The organism is Jejudonia soesokkakensis (assembly GCF_042664795.1).
Taxonomy (GTDB): domain Bacteria; phylum Bacteroidota; class Bacteroidia; order Flavobacteriales; family Flavobacteriaceae; genus Jejudonia; species Jejudonia soesokkakensis.
The window spans coordinates 98,514-114,917 of sequence record NZ_JBHTBN010000006.1 but is presented as its reverse complement, the minus strand read 5'-3'; the positions used below and the strand labels follow the sequence as shown (position 1 = coordinate 114,917).

The following is a 16,404-nucleotide window of genomic DNA, read 5'->3' as shown; positions in this document are numbered from 1 at the left end:
TTTTAATCTTTTACAAATATCGCTGACGGATATTCCACTTTAGTAAGGTATAACCCATGTGCTGGCGCCGAAGCCCCTGCGTTACTTCTATCCTTACTCTCTATAATAGCATGAACTCCTTCCAGAAATAACTTTCCGTAGCCTACTTCTAATAACGTTCCCACTATAGCACGCACCATATTTCGCAAAAAACGATCTGCCTTAATTGTAAAAATCAGCGAATTTTTATCTTCGACCCAATCTGCTTTTTCTAATTTACAATAATACGTCTTCACATCGGTATTTGATCTGGAAAAGCATTGAAAATCGTTATAGTCTAATAACAAGGCGGCCGCTTCGTTCATTTTCTGAATATCGGGTTTTTGATATACATGATACGCAAGTTCTTCAAAAAAAGGATTCTTCGCTGTGGTAATGAGATATTCATATTCTCGTGCAGTAGCATCAAATCTAGCATGTGCATCTTCTTTTACCCTTATAATATTTTTTACTGAAATATCTTTCGGAAGAAAAGAATTCAGTCTAAAAATTACTTCGGAAAGATTTTCAATACGATCAAAATCAAAATGCGCAAACAACTGTTTTGCATGTACTCCGGCATCTGTCCTTCCTGCCCCCACAACCTGAATCTCTTTCCGAAGCAAGGTAGACAACGTCTTTTCTAAAACCTCTTGTACTGTAATTGCGTCTGGCTGATTTTGCCAGCCATGATAGTTCTTTCCGTGGTATGCTATCTCAATAAAATAACGCAACTCGTGTTTTTTCTGAAAATACAAAAGTACGATTTAGGTTGTTAGTAAACTAGCCGTTTTTAGGCAAACAAAGTATCTTTACACTCTCTATGAAAAAAATTCTATTGCTTAGCGACACCCATAGCTATATTGATGATGCTATTTTAAAACACGTGAACAATGCTGACGAAGTCTGGCATGCAGGCGACATTGGTGATCTTAAAGTAACTGATGCAATCAAAAAACTAAAACCATTACGTGCTGTGTATGGCAATATTGACGATGCAAAAGCAAGAGCAGAATTTCCACTCAATCATAGATTTACCTGTGAAGGTGTTGATGTTTTGATGACACATATTGGCGGATATCCGGGAAGGTACAGTTCGGCGATAAGAGAAATAATCTACGAGAATCCTCCTGCCCTTTTTATCTGTGGTCATTCGCATATCCTAAAAGTTATGAATGACAAAAAGCTTGGAGTAATACATATGAATCCGGGAGCAGTAGGCAAACATGGTTTTCATAAAGTACGGACAATGCTCCGATTTATAGTAACAAATGGTAAAATTGCCAACCTTGAAGTAATTGAATTCAAAAGGTAGTTAAATAGTAAAACCCTTACAGATGGCATTCTGTAAGGGTCTTGCACTAAAATATACTAAGCTCTAGTTTTAACGTAACCTGTCCACAGATTTTACGAGATCCTCATCCTTTTTGATGGCCTTATTGGCCAGCACTAAAAAAACGATAGAAATGATAGGTAAAAGCACCCCAATACCTTTCTCAGAAAGTAAACTTTCTCCAGATAAAGTTAGCGACCTGTACACGAAAACTCCCAGTAATACTAAATTTGTTAATATGGTTAAGCGATTTAATACAAATTGTAATTGTCGCTTTTTAAAACTTAAAATTGAAATAATTGTTATCGCAATACCACCAAATATCAATCCGAAAAATAACCATTCCGTTCGCTCCATAACAGGTGCACCTGTAGAATCATTCATCGTGGGAAACCATTGATACAAAGCACCCAGTAGAAGGATGACTATGATTAGATATATGGTTTGTATGCGTTGTAACATAAAATAATAATGATTGCGAGGGCAAAAATATGATTTCTTTTTGAAAGAATTAACTACTCAATTTAAAATATTATTGTATCATTGCAGTATCTATTCGTAACCAATTCAATCACGGTTACTTAGTCTTCGATTAAATTTTCAATAAATTTTTCTTCACAAAGAACTACAATTACATAACTAAAACATACATTTTTAAATGTTAGAAATTTCAGAATTAAAAGCAAAAAAGCTACCTGAACTTCAGGAATTAGCAAAAGCACTCAAAGTGCCTAAATACAAAAGCTTAAAAAAACTAGATCTTGTTTATCAAATTTTAGATTACCAAGCTGCCAATCCAAAAGCGGTTAAAGCAGTGGTTACAGAGGATGCTCCTGCTCAAAAAAAGGAAGGAAACGCTTCAGATAAAAAAGAGGATACTGCTTCAGACAAAAAAGAGGCTCCAAAATCTAATCCAGAAAGATCAAAATCAAAACCTACTAGAAAACCCAACCCGAGGCGTTCGAATGATAATCGTTCGAAAAATAATGATGCTTCAGAAAAGGATGGAAATTCTTCTAAAGAGGATACTAAAAAAGAATCTAATAAGGACGGCAATAAGTCTAATGACGATTCGTCTTCAGAAAATAAACGTTCTAACAATCGTTCTAAAAACGATAATCGTACTACAAAAAACGACAATCGTAACGATAATAGAAACGACAATCGCAAAGATAATAGCAAAAATTCTCGCAACAACGGAAATAAAGATACCCGTAATCGCTATAAAGAGCCAGATTATGAATTTGACGGCATCATTGAAAGTGAAGGGGTCTTAGACATCATGCAAGATGGCTACGGATTCTTGCGCTCAAGTGATTATAACTACCTTTCATCTCCAGATGATATTTATGTATCACAATCGCAGATTAGACTTTTTGGTTTAAAGAATGGAGATACTGTTCTTGGAGAAGTTCGTCCACCTAAAGAAGGTGAAAAATACTTCCCTTTAATTAAAGTAAATAAAATTAACGGTCAGCACCCAAATGTGGTTCGCGATCGTATTGCTTTTGAACACTTAACACCTTTGTTTCCACAGGAAAAATTTAACCTTGCCGATAAGCAAAGTACGATCTCCACACGAATTATAGATCTTTTTGCACCTATTGGTAAAGGACAACGTGGAATGATCGTTTCGCAGCCTAAAACAGGTAAAACGATGCTTTTAAAGGATATTGCAAATGCAATTGCTGCCAATCATCCAGAGGTTTATCAAATGATCCTCCTTATTGACGAACGTCCTGAAGAAGTAACAGACATGCAACGCAATGTTCGAGGCGAAGTAATTGCTTCAACCTTCGACAAAGAACCTGCAGAGCACGTAAGAATTGCTAACTTAGTTATAGAAAAAGCAAAAAGATTGGTAGAATGTGGGCACGATGTTGTAATCTTATTAGACTCGATTACACGTCTTGCTAGAGCATACAATACAGTACAACCTGCAAGTGGTAAAATTCTTTCTGGTGGTGTGGATGCAAATGCATTGAACAAACCAAAACGTTTCTTTGGAGCTGCGCGTAATATCGAAAATGGTGGCTCTCTAAGTATCATTGCTACGGCACTTACTGAAACTGGATCAAAAATGGACGAAGTTATTTTTGAAGAATTTAAAGGAACCGGTAATATGGAACTTCAGCTGGACAGAAAAATCTCTAACCGAAGAATCTTCCCAGCCATTGACCTTACCTCTTCAAGTACAAGACGTGACGATATGTTATTGGATGAAAACACCATTCAAAGAATGTGGGTAATGCGTAAATACCTTGCAGATATGAACCCTGTTGAAGCAATGGAATTTATCAATGATCGTTTTAAACAAACCAGAAACAATGAAGAATTCCTAATTTCGATGAACGGATAAAACTTTTAGAAATTATAATTCCTAAAGTTCCTCTTCTTAAAAAGAAGGGGAATTTTTTTTACAGAAAACTGTAACTTTATCGCTTACTATCACTCTTACATTTATGAAATATATCGCTTTACTCTTCACTTTTCTATTTATTTCCTGTGATTCTGAAAACAAGAAAGTTGAAAACTTTGATTTCACCACAACTTTCGAGACTTCAAAAGGAACACAAACCGCAACCTACGAAGAAGTCATCGAATTCTACACACAATTGGCAGCACATCACAAATCGGTTTCAATCTATGAGCTTGATAAAACAGACAGTGGAAAACCGCTAAACTTAGTTACCTTTAATACCGAGAGAACGTTTGAGTCTGAATTTTCTGGCGACCGAAACAAAAACATCCTTTTAGTAAATAATGGGATCCACCCTGGGGAAAGTGATGGTATTGATGCCTCTATGATGCTCATTCGAGATCTGGCTGAAGGCCACATAGAAGCTCCAAAAAACACCATCATTGCTGTCATTCCTGTCTATAATATTGGAGGTGCCCTAAACCGAAACAGCACCACCAGAACCAATCAAAATGGTCCTGAAGCATACGGTTTTAGAGGGAATGCCCGTAACTATGATCTTAACCGAGATTTTATCAAGACAGATTCCAGAAATGCTAAAGCATTTACAAAAATGTTTAGAATGGTAAAGCCAGACTTGTTTATTGACAATCACGTTAGTAATGGCGCCGATTACCAATACACACTCACCCACTTATTCACACAGCATAATAAATTGGGTGGGGAATTAGGCAAGTATCTTCACACACAATTTATGCCTCGATTAGAAGATTCACTGCAACAGAAACAATGGGATATCACCCCATATGTAAATGTATTTAATAGTACTCCAGAAAAAGGCTTCACACAATTTATGGACTCGCCACGGTATTCTACAGGATACACAACCTTGTATAATACGATTGGCATGATGGTCGAAACACATATGCTTAAACCGTACAAACAACGTGTAGAAGGAACCTACGAGTTGATGAAAAGCTTTATCAACATAGCCGACAATGACGCAGAAGTAATCAAAGAATTACGAAAAAACGCAATGACCAATTACAAACCTGGAAACTCCTACCCTATTAATTGGAAAGTAGATAGTACACAGACAACTACCTTAGATTTTAAGGGATATGAAGGAGAAATGATGGCCAGTACCCTTACAGGAGCTCAACGCTTGAAATACGACCAAGAAAAACCTTTTACAAAAGAGGTACCCTATTATAACTATTTTACACCTACTGAAAGTGTTACCATCCCAGAAAAATATATCATTCCGCAGGGATATTGGGACATCGTAACGCTATTGAGAAATAATAAGATCAAAGTAACACAATTACAAAAAGACACCTTGGTCACAGCAGAAGTATACCATATTTCAGATTATAAAACACGACAAAGCCCCTATGAAGGCCATTATTTACATTACAATACCAAGGTAAATACTTCAACAGAAGAATTTCTTGCAAAAGAAGGAGATTATATTCTCGACACACAACAGGAAGGGGTACGCTATATTCTGGAAACACTGGAACCTGCAGCTCCCGATTCGTTTTTTAACTGGAATTACTTCGACACTATTTTACAGCAAAAAGAAGGTTTTTCTCCTTATGTTTGGGAAGATAAAGCTGAAGCATTTTTAGCCGAAAATCCTGACATAAAAGCTGAATTTGAAGCTAAAAAAGCAGCAGATCCCGAATTTTCAAATAATTGGTTTGCACAATTAGACTGGATCCACAAGAAATCTCCTAATTATGAAGAAGCACACTTACGATACCCTATCGTTAGGGTGGGTGGTTAAATACTCTTTCGGAAATAGTAATTTGATATTTTCGTAAGAATCTTGAAGCGCCTTTTGGGTTTTTTCAAAATTTTTCCAGCGTACTTTCTTAATACCCTCATTGGCTTCGGGGATTAATTCTCCATCATAATCGGTATACATTTCATACCAATATGTAATTTTAAGCTTGAACTTATCATTGCGCTTAAACACATGATACGTCTTGGTAATAAATCGTTTTACCACCAAGTTTTTAACTCCCGTTTCTTCTTCAGTTTCGCGAATAGCAGCTTCCTGATGGGTTTCGTGCTTTTCTATTTTTCCCTTCGGAAGATCCCACTTCCCATTACGCCGTATAAATAAAATTTCTTTTTTTGCATTAAATACCATTCCGCCTCCAGCTTCAACAACTTTCAATTTTTTCCGAAGAAAACGTTCTAATTTTTCAGGATTCTTATGGTATAAATTAACATACAGCAATTTACCATCGTTAATCTGTTTGATTAATTTTTTAAACCGAACGAGCTTGAGTGGGATAGCTTTGTATTGTTTGCCGATGTTTTTCTCAGTAGAGAGAATAATCGGAATTTCTTTTACAAAAACTTTATACATTTGCAGTATGATTTTAAACAAAGAAACAGCCCAAAAAACAGCTGAATTATTATTGCAAATTAATGCAATTAAATTGCAACCACAAAAACCTTTTACATGGGCTTCGGGATGGAAATCTCCCATTTACTGCGACAATCGCATAACACTCTCATATCCACCCATAAGAAATTTTTTAAGGGAACACCTTTCAAAACAAATTGAAGAATTATACGGCAAGCCAGATGCTATCGCTGGAGTAGCAACAGGTGCCATAGGTATTGGTATGTTGGTGGCAGACTATTTAAATCTTCCTTTTTGTTATATACGTCCTGAAGCAAAAAAACACGGGCGCCAGAATAAGATTGAAGGATTTATCGAGGAAGGACAAAATGTAGTCGTGATTGAAGATTTAATCAGTACTGGAAAAAGTAGTCTGCTTGCCGTAGATGCTTTACGTGAAGCAAATATAAACATCAAAGGTATGTTGGCCATCTTCTCTTACGGATTTGATATTGCAGCTCAAAATTTTAAAAATTCGAATGTTGAACTTCACACGCTAAGCAATTTTGAAAATTTATTAGAGCAAGCCGAAAAATCTAGTTATATTTCGGCAAATGAAAAAATACTTTTAGATACCTGGCGTGAAAATCCAGCGGTCTGGAAACAATAAATCACACTTAAAAACAAAAGGATTCCATGGAATTAAATAGTAAAAGAGTAACTGTAAACAAATCTGCACAAGAACTTTGCGATTTTTTAGCTGATGTCAAAAATTTTGAACACCTAATGCCTGAAACTATTGCCAAGTTTGAAGTTATTCGTGACAACGCCTTTGTTTTTGCATTACAGGGAATGCCCGAAATCGCATTAGAATTAAAAGAGGTCAATGCGCCTAATGAAGTAATTCTGGGTGCCATTAGTGACAAGTTGGACTTTACACTTTCTGCAGATATTGAAGTAATTGACGATGAAACCTGTGAAGCACAGTTGGATTTTGAAGGTCAGTTTAATATGATGATGAAAATGATGATCAAAGGACCTATCACTAAATTTCTTGAAGCACTAAGTACAAATATGGCAGCTCTTTAAAGCAGCATTTTTATTTCCTTTAACTCAAATTTTTCTAATTGCTCATCCTCATTTTCGAGTAGTAATTCACCCGATTTTGAAACCCCTCTAATAATTCCATTGAAGGGATTTCCTGTTTTTTTCTGAAAGACTGAAACATTATTTTTTTTAAAGAGTACCGTTTCGTATTCATTTTTAAGTAAGTCAACCTCTTTTTTCTCAATCCGTTGCAACTGAAACAAAACTGCTTCAGCTATACAATGTAACACTTCTTCTAAGTCGAAAGCGTTTCCATTTTCCAATTTGATAGAGCTAGCATGAGGAAGATTGGTAAATTCAGTTTCATTAACATTTACTCCTATACCAATAACTGAGGCTACTATTCTGTCTTTCTGTAAATTACTTTCTATAAGAATCCCCGCTATTTTTTTATTGTATGACATAATGTCGTTTGGCCATTTTACTCTTACAGCAGGAATATTCATTTTTTTTAATGCAAGTTGAACTCCTAAAGAAACCGCAAAAGTAATAGCCGATTGCTCTTCAATTTTAAGACAATCAAACCTCTTAAACATGCTAAAGGTAAGGCTCTTACCCTCTTGAGATTGCCATGTATTATTCATCTGCCCTCTCCCTTTTTTTTGTTGCCTTGCCACTACAATACAACCATCTTTAACAAGCTTTTCTTTACTTAAGTTTTTTAAGTAGTTATTGGTGGAGTCAATGGCACTAAGTTTGATTATTTTCACTAGAAAAAAATAAGTATTAGTATTCCGTTTTTAAAACAGTTCAAGAAACAAAAAAGTAATAACTTTGCGTAAAGAAAAATAATTAATGTCAAAGAAAGAAGTAAGCACAGATCAATTATTAACAAATATCATTAGAGGAATTGAAGACGTTAAAGGTCAAAACATTGAAATTTTAGACCTTAGAGAAATTGAAAATACCGTTTGCGATTATTTTGTCATTTGTGATGGTACCTCAAACACGCAAGTAAATGCAATTGTAAACTCTGTTCAGAAAGTTACAAGCAAAGCCCTTAAAGAAAAACCCTGGCACGTTGAAGGAAGTGATAACGCAGAATGGATTCTCATAGATTACGTTCACGTGGTAGTTCATGTTTTTCAGAAACACATACGTGAATTTTACGATATAGAAGGATTATGGGGAGACGCAAAATCGGTTAAAATAGAAACAACGCACTAAAACAGTACAAGCCTCATGGCAGAAGATAAAAATAAAAAAGATAAAAAGCCCGAAATAAAAAAACCAAAATTTAACGCTACGTGGATTTACATTGCCATTACTGTTATATTTTTAGGAATATTTTTTACGGGAGGAAATAGCTGGACACAACCCAAAAAAACTACTCAGAGCGAATTTAAGTCGTTTTTACAAAATGGTGATGTAAAAAAGGTCTTAGTTGTTAATGCCAGAGTAGCAAAAGTATTTCTTACCGAAGAAGCTAAATCAAAAGAAGTACACAATAAAAATAAGCCTACTGGACTTCTTGCGCCTGGGCCCAATGATCCTGATTATGAATTCCAAATTGGCGATCAACAAAATTTTGAAAATTCTTTTCAGCAAATTAAAGAAGCCAATAATTTAAGTACTACCCTGGATAACGATACCGAATCGAATGTATGGGGAGACATCTTGGTGACCTTATTACCCTTTGCAATTATCATTGCCATTTGGATATTTATTATGAGACGTATGTCTTCTGGAGCCGGAGGTGGTGCGGGAGGTCAAATATTCAATATCGGAAAATCTAAAGCAAAACTATTTGATGAAAAAACCGATGTAAAAACAACTTTTAAAGATGTTGCAGGATTAGAAGGTGCTAAAGAAGAGGTACAAGAAATTGTTGATTTTCTTAAAAACCCTTCAAAATATACTGCCTTAGGAGGTAAGATTCCTAAAGGAGCTTTATTAGTAGGACTTCCTGGAACTGGTAAAACGTTGCTAGCAAAAGCAGTAGCTGGTGAAGCAAAAGTACCTTTCTTCTCTCTATCGGGTTCAGATTTTGTTGAGATGTTTGTTGGGGTTGGAGCTTCCCGAGTACGAGATTTGTTTAAGCAGGCAAAAGAAAAATCACCTGCTATTATTTTTATAGATGAAATTGATGCCATTGGGCGTGCCAGAGGAAAGAGCAACTTTTCTGGATCGAACGACGAACGAGAAAATACCTTAAACCAACTCCTTACAGAAATGGACGGATTTGGCACCAATACCAATGTTATCGTATTAGCCGCTACAAACCGCGCAGATGTGTTAGATAAAGCACTCATGCGTGCGGGACGTTTTGACCGACAGATTTATGTAGACTTACCAGACATTCGCGAACGTAAAGAGATTTTTGAGGTACACTTACGCCCTTTAAAAAAGGATGATAGTTTAGATACCGATTTCTTGGCGAAGCAAACTCCCGGATTTTCAGGAGCAGATATTGCAAATGTGTGTAATGAGGCTGCGCTTATTGCAGCGAGACAAGAAAAGAAAGAAGTTACAAGACAGGATTTCTTAGATGCTGTAGATCGAATTGTGGGAGGACTTGAAAAGAAAAATAAAATTATAACTCCAGACGAGAAAAAAGCAATTGCATTCCACGAAGCTGGTCACGCGACTGTAAGCTGGATGCTAGAACATGCAGCACCACTTGTTAAAGTAACTATAGTTCCCCGTGGACAATCACTTGGAGCTGCTTGGTATCTACCGGAAGAACGACTCATCGTGCGTCCAGAGCAAATGCTGGACGAAATGTGTGCTACTATGGGCGGACGTGCAGCAGAAAAAGTGATATTTAATAAAATATCTACAGGCGCCTTAAGTGATCTTGAAAAAGTAACCAAACAAGCCAGAGCTATGGTTACTATTTATGGACTAAACGATAAGGTTGGAAATCTAACGTATTATGATTCTTCAGGGCAATCTGAATATAATTTTAGCAAACCTTATAGCGAAAAAACAGCTGAACTTATTGATAAGGAAATTTCAGCAATGATTGAAGAACAGTATCAGCGGGCTATCTCGCTTCTTGAAGCCAATAAAGATAAGCTTACCCTTCTTGCAAATCAGTTGCTAGAAAAAGAAGTAATATTCAAAGATAATCTTCAGGAAATTTTTGGAGATCGTCCTTTTGGGAAAAAAGAGGAAGAAGAAAAAATAGCGACTGAATAGGTTTTACATTTTTTTCGATAAATTACGTACAATTTAGATTTAAGGTAACGTTGTTTCTAGCTATATTTTATATCTTTGAGGGATAACGATGTTACAAACTCCTCAAAAATACCGCTTGTGAGTCTCTTTAAAAGACTTTTAAATCCAAATTATAAATCAGATAAAGAAAGGAAAAATCCTAAAAAATCTGATCATGGCAAGTATTACCCGGAAGAAAAATTACCTATAGATGAAAAGTTTACCTATAATTTCAATAAAAACGGGGGTAAATTCTTATACTGTGAAAATCTTGAAGAAGTTTTAGAATCATTTGACAATATACTTCTTGAAAATGATTGGTACGAAAAAGAAGTGTTTTGTATTAACGATCAACTTATTGATCGGTTTGAGGGTTTCAATCTTACTTTCAACAAAAAATCGAGCTCAGCTTTTTTCCTTTCTACGTGCGAATCGTTAGTTGCTAATAATGGCTCTATACTGTTATCGTCTAATCAAATTAAAGAGAAAAAACTGCATGAGCTGCCAAAAAATATTATCATTTTTGCTACTACCAGTCAGTTTGTAGAAAGTATAAGCGAAGGACTTCGCATTATAAAAAACAGAAGCAAGAATCATATTCCAACCAATATAACTGCCATTCAGGACTTTGAAACAGAAAAAGAAAAGGACTTTATGAGTTACGGAAGTAGTACAAAAAACTTATATTTGCTGCTACTAGAAGACCTATAGTTTATGAAAGAATTTCTCGTAAGAGGTGTGTCAGGCCTTGTATACATAGCTCTTGTGATTATTTCTATGTTTTCCTCTAGGGACTGGTTTATGGGACTTTTTGTTATCCTAGCCATTATTACGCTTCGAGAGTTTCTCAGACTAATTCACCTAAAAAGTTATCTTGCTTATCTCCTACTTTTTGTGGGTTTATTTTTTTTAAGTTATCGCGTTTTCGATATTAATGCGGTTTATCTTTTATTAATTCTTAGCTGCTTTGTAAATCTTTTTCTGCTTAAAGACGTATTGTGGACATCAAAAATTCCAATGTTTGAAAAGAAAAAATACATCACAGTTATCTTTTACTTAATAAGTGGCTTTATTTTTCTCACTCGTATCCCTTATATTGATGACGTATTTATACCAAAGGTATTAGTAGGAGTGTTCTTTCTAGTTTGGAGTAATGACAGCTTTGCTTATATGATTGGTAAAACCTTCGGAAAGCACAAACTCTTGGAGCGAATTTCTCCTAAAAAAACAGTCGAAGGCTTTCTTGGCGGAATGTTAGGTGCATTGATCGCAAGTTTTATTATATTTAAATACACAAACTCCTACAGTCTAACAAATTGGATAATGATGGCACTTATTGTTTCCGTTTTTGGAACAATTGGTGATCTAATTCAGTCTAAGTTTAAAAGACAGGCAGGTGTTAAAGACAGCGGAGTTTTAATGCCAGGACACGGCGGATTATTTGACAGGTTGGACAGTATTATCTATGCCAGCCCTTTTGTTTATGCATATTTAGAAATTTTTAACCATGTTTCATAAAGAAGGATACAAAATTATATTTTTTACATTGGTACTAGTGATCGTTCTAAGCTTAGTCGCAGATTATTTTGTGCCAAATTCTATCATTCGAGGAGGAATCATAATTTCGCTTATTATTTTATTAGTGTTGATTCTTCAGTTTTTCAGAAATCCCAAAAGGCATTTTCAGAAAGAAGAAAATCAAATACTTTCACCTGTAGATGGGAAAGTTGTGGTGATTGAAGAAGTTTTTGAAAAAGAATATTTTAATGAGAAAAGATTACAAATTTCGGTATTTATGTCTCCTTTAAACGTGCATGTCACCAGATATCCTGTTGGCGGCGAAGTAGTGTATAGTAAATACCATCCTGGAAAGTTTTTGGTTGCCTGGCATCCAAAATCTTCCGAAGAAAACGAACGCACGACTGTAGTTGTAAAATCTAAAAATTTTGGAGCTATTTTGCATCGACAAATTGCTGGAGCACTTGCAAAACGTATCGTAAATTACGCAAAAGAAGGTGAACAGGTAGAACAGACCGACGACAGCGGATTTATAAAATTTGGTTCTCGTGTTGATGTATTTTTACCCATTGGAACTCCTGTTAACGTGACTCTTAATGAAAAAGTAAAAGGAGGGATCACAGTATTGGCCCACAATGAATGATGCCGACTTAAATAGTGCTTTCGAAAAAGCCGTACATCAAATTAATGAGCACTCTGATGCATTTCCAGCAGATGTGCTTCTTAAACTCTATGCTTATTACAAAAGAGCTACAAATTCGAGTGATATTTCTGAAAGCGGAAAACCTCTAATTAGTGCATTTAAAACCAATGCTCTTTTTCAAACAAAAGGGCTTTCACAAAATGAAGCTAAAAAACTATACATTGAAACGGTTACACATTATTTTTTATACCGAAAATAAAAAGAGCCAATCCAATGATTGACTCTTTATCTAAAATTTTAAAGGTGTTTTTCTATAATTGTGCTTTATTGAATTTTATTTCATAAGCTTCAATTGCCTCGCTAATTTTTTCTACATTATCTGAAGCTTTTTGGTGGGCAGCTTCCATGGCCTTTTCTAGGTCTTTATCGGGATCTTGAAATAAATCAGTAATTACGTGATTTATCTTATCAATAATACTTTCTTGACTGTTTTTAATATCCTCAAGTTTATTTAACATCCCTTGCATTTGGTCATATTTTGCTTGTTCCATACATAGTGTTTTTCTACAAGATACAGTTGACAAAGTAAGCTACAAACACTTTTAACGCTGATTTAAAACCAATTAAGAAAAATTAACCTTAAATTCTATTGCAAGCTACCCAAACTTGCTTTGATAGTTTCTATTTTAGCAAGCGTATCGGCTTCTTTTTTTCGCTCTATAGCTACAACCTGCTCTGGAGCACCGCTTACAAATTTTTCATTTTTTAATTTTCCTTGCACACTTCGTAGAAAGCCTTCATTGTATTTTAATTCTTCTTTTAATTTTGTAATTTCCTCTTCTATATTTATCGCACCGCTAACAGGAATAAAATATTCATTAGAATTGGTTCTAAAAGTCAGAGCACCTTCCAACGCTTTAGTTACATAATTTATTTCTGAAAGATTTCCAAGCTTAGCAATTACAGGATCAAATGTTTTTGAACGTTTCTCATTATTAATTACTGAAAGTGAGATGGCTTCTTTAAAGGAAATATTTTTTTGTTTTCTAATAGTTCTAATACCTGAAATTACTTCAGTAGCAGAATCAAAATCTTTTATAAATGCTTCATCAAATTTTTCAGCAGCTGGCCATTCGGAAATAATTAGTGCTTCCTCTTTTGTTCTAGGGGTGAGGTGTTGCCAGATTTCTTCAGAAATAAATGGAACAAAAGGATGTAACACCTTTAGATTATCTTCCAGGATTGCAAGCACTTCATTATACGTTTTTTTAGAGATAGGCTGTTGATATTCTGGCTTTACCATCTCCAGTAACCACGAACAGAAATCATCCCAGATTAGTTTATAGGTTGACATCAACGCATCACTAATACGGTATTTACTATAATGATCTTCTATCTCCAATAGTATTTTCTGAAATTTGTTCTTATACCATTTAATAGCAATTGTAGCACTTTCGGTTTCTTCTTTTGCTTCGGAAACTTCCCAGCCATCAATTAATCGGTAGGCATTCCATATTTTATTGACAAAGCCACTCCCCTGCTTGCAAAGGTCTTCATCAAACATAAGATCATTTCCTGCAGGAGAACTCAATAACATCCCAACACGAACACCGTCTGCACCGTATTTTTCAATTAGCTCAATTGGATCTGGTGAATTTCCTAGAGATTTGCTCATCTTTCTACGTTGCTTATCTCGAACAATCCCCGTTAAATATACATTGGTAAATGGTTTTTCATTTCTGTATTCATACCCGGCGATGATCATTCTTGCCACCCAGAAAAATAAAATTTCTGGTGCTGTTACCAGATCATTTGTTGGATAGTAATAATTTATTTCTTTATTATCCGGATCCAAAATACCATTAAAAACACTCATAGGCCATAACCAGGATGAAAACCAGGTATCTAGCGCATCGGGATCTTGTTTTAAATCGGTAGCCGATAAAATAGCATTTCCAGATTTTTCTCTAGCAAGTTTAACCGCATCTTCAATAGTTTCAGCAACTACAAAATCTTCTTTTCCATCCCCGTAAAAATAAGCGGGTATTTGTTGTCCCCACCACAACTGACGACTAATATTCCAGTCACGAACATTTTCCATCCAATATCTGTAAGTACTTATAAATTTTTCAGGAACTAAATTAACGTCCTTTTCTAACACAGCATCTAGTGCTGGCTGTGCTAGTTCTTTCATTTTAAGGAACCATTGGTCACTCAATCGCGGTTCAATAACAGCACCTGTGCGTTCACTTGTACCTACTTTATGAGTATGTTGCTCTATTTTGTCGATCACCTGCAAGCCTTCCAATTCTTTTACAATGGCCTTTCGCACCACAAAACGATCTTTTCCTTGATAATGCATCCCAAAACTATTGAGAGTCGCATCTTCATTAAGTATATCAACTACTTCAAGATTGTGCTTCTCGCCTAAGGCTTTGTCATTTTCATCGTGCGCAGGAGTTACCTTTAAGCAACCCGTACCAAACTCAACATCTACATACTCATCTTCAATGATTGGAATCACGCGATTACAGATAGGAACAATTGCTTTTTTCCCTTTTAAGTGAGTAAATCGTTCGTCATTCGGATGTATGCAAATTGCGGTATCTCCCAAAATGGTTTCAGGGCGTGTGGTTGCAATTGTTAGGTGCTCATTTGTCCCCTCGATTTTATAATTTAAATAATAGAGATTTCCCTGAGTTTCTTTGTAGATAACCTCTTCATCTGAAAGGGTTGTTTTAGCTTCAGGATCCCAATTAACCATTCGGTAGCCACGGTAAATATTGCCTTTATTGTATAAATCTACAAACACCTTGATAACAGAGGCAGACATTTCGGCATCCATGGTAAACTTAGTACGCTCCCAGTCACAGGATGCTCCAAGTTTTTTTAGTTGCTCAAGGATGATACCACCGTGCTTATGTGTCCATTCCCAGGCATGGATTAAAAATTCTTCACGGCTAAGGTCCGCCTTATGTATTCCTTCTTTTTTTAGTTTGGCCACTACTTTAGCTTCTGTGGCAATAGAGGCATGATCTGTACCAGGCACCCAGCATGCGTTAAAACCTTTTAGACGGGCTCGACGTATAAGAACATCCTGAAGCGTATTATTAAGCATATGACCCATGTGTAAAACCCCTGTAACGTTAGGTGGTGGAATTACAATTGTATAGGGCTCTCTTTCGTCAACTTCACTATGAAAATAATTATGCTCCATCCAGTAGCTATACCACTTATCTTCAGTTTTTTGAGCATTATATTTTGCTTCTAAGGCCATACTTGGTCTGGTTTTTGATTTTAATCTGCAAAAATAGGTATAACTTCAAGATTATAAAAGTGAATAACTTATTTTGGAGGTTGAATATATGTTACCTATTTTAGCTTAATATTAAATATAGAAATTATGAAAAAAATAGTTTTACTTGTAGTAGTGTGTTTTGTAGGATATGCAACGGCTGCTGCGCAGGCAAAATTTAAATTTGATACTGAAACTATAGATTACGGCACCATACAAAAAGGAAGTGATGGCATACGTATTTTTGAGTTTACAAATGTTGGTAACGAGCCACTTGTAATTACAGATGTAAAATCTAGTTGTGGCTGTACAGTTCCTGAGAAACCAAAAGAAGCTATTGCTCCGGGTGAAAGAGGAATGATAAAAGTGAAGTATGACACTCAAAACAAAATTGGTCCTATTAGAAAAACAGTAACTGTTTATTCTAATGCAGATGAACCAATTAAAGCCTTAAAAATTAAGGGAGAGGTGCTGCCTGAAGGTAAGAGTGCTCTAGACAAAACAAAATAGTAAGACATCATGATAAATCAATAGCCTTCGAGAAATCGAGGGC

18 protein-coding genes are annotated in these 16,404 nt (G+C 35.6%); 12 read left to right on the top strand and 6 right to left on the bottom strand.

Translation table 11 applies throughout. The annotated features are described in order from the left end of the window. Positions 1 to 2 precede the first annotated feature (2 nt). Positions 3 to 752, bottom strand: coding sequence for a tRNA pseudouridine(38-40) synthase TruA (truA, locus tag ACFQO1_RS11700; protein WP_380218444.1), 750 nt, complete (start codon positions 750 to 752; stop codon positions 3 to 5). An 89-nt stretch (positions 753 to 841) separates the two neighbouring features. On the opposite strand from truA, the gene ACFQO1_RS11695 reads away from it, so the two are divergent. After that, on the top strand, positions 842 to 1,333 hold the full coding sequence (locus ACFQO1_RS11695; protein ID WP_380218317.1) for a metallophosphoesterase family protein: 492 nt from the start codon (positions 842 to 844) through the stop codon (positions 1,331 to 1,333). A gap of 69 nt (positions 1,334 to 1,402) precedes the next feature. Here the strand turns inward: ACFQO1_RS11695 and ACFQO1_RS11690 are convergent, their stop codons facing one another. Then, positions 1,403 to 1,813 (bottom strand): DUF4293 domain-containing protein, encoded by a 411-nt coding sequence (locus tag ACFQO1_RS11690; protein ID WP_380218316.1) that lies wholly within the window; start codon positions 1,811 to 1,813, stop codon positions 1,403 to 1,405. 196 nt (positions 1,814 to 2,009) lie between these two features. On the opposite strand from ACFQO1_RS11690, the gene rho reads away from it, so the two are divergent. Together rho and ACFQO1_RS11680 are read left to right on the top strand one after the other, a co-directional pair. Further along, positions 2,010 to 3,710 carry a transcription termination factor Rho gene (gene rho / locus ACFQO1_RS11685; RefSeq protein ID WP_380218315.1) on the top strand — a complete coding sequence of 567 codons (1,701 nt, stop codon included), beginning with the start codon at positions 2,010 to 2,012 and terminating at the stop codon, positions 3,708 to 3,710. 103 nt (positions 3,711 to 3,813) lie between these two features. Further along, entirely contained in the window at positions 3,814 to 5,559 is a 1,746-nt protein-coding gene (locus tag ACFQO1_RS11680; RefSeq protein WP_380218314.1) for a M14 family metallopeptidase, read from the top strand. On the opposite strand, the gene ACFQO1_RS11675 is transcribed toward ACFQO1_RS11680, so the two are convergent. Further along, on the bottom strand, positions 5,527 to 6,150 hold the full coding sequence (locus ACFQO1_RS11675) for an NUDIX hydrolase (RefSeq protein WP_380218313.1): 624 nt from the start codon (positions 6,148 to 6,150) through the stop codon (positions 5,527 to 5,529). The genes ACFQO1_RS11680 and ACFQO1_RS11675 overlap by 33 nt on opposite strands. 7 nt (positions 6,151 to 6,157) lie before the next feature. Here ACFQO1_RS11675 and pyrE point away from each other — a divergent pair, with 7 nt between their 5' ends. Continuing rightward, positions 6,158 to 6,799 (top strand): orotate phosphoribosyltransferase, encoded by a 642-nt coding sequence (pyrE, locus tag ACFQO1_RS11670; protein ID WP_380218312.1) that lies wholly within the window; start codon positions 6,158 to 6,160, stop codon positions 6,797 to 6,799. A gap of 26 nt (positions 6,800 to 6,825) precedes the next feature. Continuing rightward, positions 6,826 to 7,218, top strand: coding sequence for an SRPBCC family protein (locus ACFQO1_RS11665; protein WP_380218311.1), 393 nt, complete (start codon positions 6,826 to 6,828; stop codon positions 7,216 to 7,218). Here the strand turns inward: ACFQO1_RS11665 and ACFQO1_RS11660 are convergent. Beyond that, positions 7,215 to 7,946, bottom strand: coding sequence for a biotin--[acetyl-CoA-carboxylase] ligase (locus ACFQO1_RS11660; RefSeq protein WP_380218310.1), 732 nt, complete (start codon positions 7,944 to 7,946; stop codon positions 7,215 to 7,217). The genes ACFQO1_RS11665 and ACFQO1_RS11660 overlap by 4 nt on opposite strands. An 85-nt stretch (positions 7,947 to 8,031) precedes the next feature. Between ACFQO1_RS11660 and rsfS the strand changes: the two genes are divergently transcribed. The 6 genes from rsfS to ACFQO1_RS11630 all read left to right on the top strand — a co-directional run bounded on the left by rsfS (position 8,032) and on the right by ACFQO1_RS11630 (position 12,815). Beyond that, positions 8,032 to 8,403, top strand: coding sequence for a ribosome silencing factor (gene rsfS / locus ACFQO1_RS11655; protein ID WP_380218309.1), 372 nt, complete (start codon positions 8,032 to 8,034; stop codon positions 8,401 to 8,403). A gap of 15 nt (positions 8,404 to 8,418) precedes the next feature. Then, positions 8,419 to 10,377: an ATP-dependent zinc metalloprotease FtsH gene (gene ftsH, locus ACFQO1_RS11650; protein ID WP_380218308.1), complete on the top strand. Its 1,959-nt coding sequence runs from the start codon at positions 8,419 to 8,421 to the stop codon at positions 10,375 to 10,377. A gap of 117 nt (positions 10,378 to 10,494) precedes the next feature. Beyond that, positions 10,495 to 11,106, top strand: a complete 612-nt coding sequence (locus ACFQO1_RS11645) for an LUD domain-containing protein (RefSeq protein WP_380218307.1) — start codon at positions 10,495 to 10,497, stop codon at positions 11,104 to 11,106. Between the two features lie 3 nt (positions 11,107 to 11,109). After that, positions 11,110 to 11,913: a phosphatidate cytidylyltransferase gene (locus tag ACFQO1_RS11640; RefSeq protein ID WP_380218306.1), complete on the top strand. Its 804-nt coding sequence runs from the start codon at positions 11,110 to 11,112 to the stop codon at positions 11,911 to 11,913. Beyond that, positions 11,903 to 12,556 (top strand): phosphatidylserine decarboxylase family protein, encoded by a 654-nt coding sequence (locus ACFQO1_RS11635; protein WP_380218305.1) that lies wholly within the window; start codon positions 11,903 to 11,905, stop codon positions 12,554 to 12,556. The genes ACFQO1_RS11640 and ACFQO1_RS11635 overlap by 11 nt, the downstream gene beginning before the upstream one ends. Next, positions 12,549 to 12,815, top strand: coding sequence for an acyl-CoA-binding protein (locus ACFQO1_RS11630; RefSeq protein WP_380218304.1), 267 nt, complete (start codon positions 12,549 to 12,551; stop codon positions 12,813 to 12,815). The genes ACFQO1_RS11635 and ACFQO1_RS11630 overlap by 8 nt, the downstream gene beginning before the upstream one ends. A gap of 52 nt (positions 12,816 to 12,867) precedes the next feature. On the opposite strand, the gene ACFQO1_RS11625 is transcribed toward ACFQO1_RS11630, so the two are convergent. After that, positions 12,868 to 13,107: a hypothetical protein gene (locus ACFQO1_RS11625; protein WP_380218303.1), complete on the bottom strand. Its 240-nt coding sequence runs from the start codon at positions 13,105 to 13,107 to the stop codon at positions 12,868 to 12,870. Between the two features lie 95 nt (positions 13,108 to 13,202). Continuing rightward, positions 13,203 to 15,833 carry a valine--tRNA ligase gene (locus ACFQO1_RS11620; RefSeq protein ID WP_380218302.1) on the bottom strand — a complete coding sequence of 877 codons (2,631 nt, stop codon included), beginning with the start codon at positions 15,831 to 15,833 and terminating at the stop codon, positions 13,203 to 13,205. A 126-nt stretch (positions 15,834 to 15,959) separates the two neighbouring features. Between ACFQO1_RS11620 and ACFQO1_RS11615 the strand changes: the two genes are divergently transcribed. After that, positions 15,960 to 16,361, top strand: a complete 402-nt coding sequence (locus ACFQO1_RS11615) for a DUF1573 domain-containing protein (protein WP_380218301.1) — start codon at positions 15,960 to 15,962, stop codon at positions 16,359 to 16,361. Positions 16,362 to 16,404 lie beyond the last annotated feature (43 nt).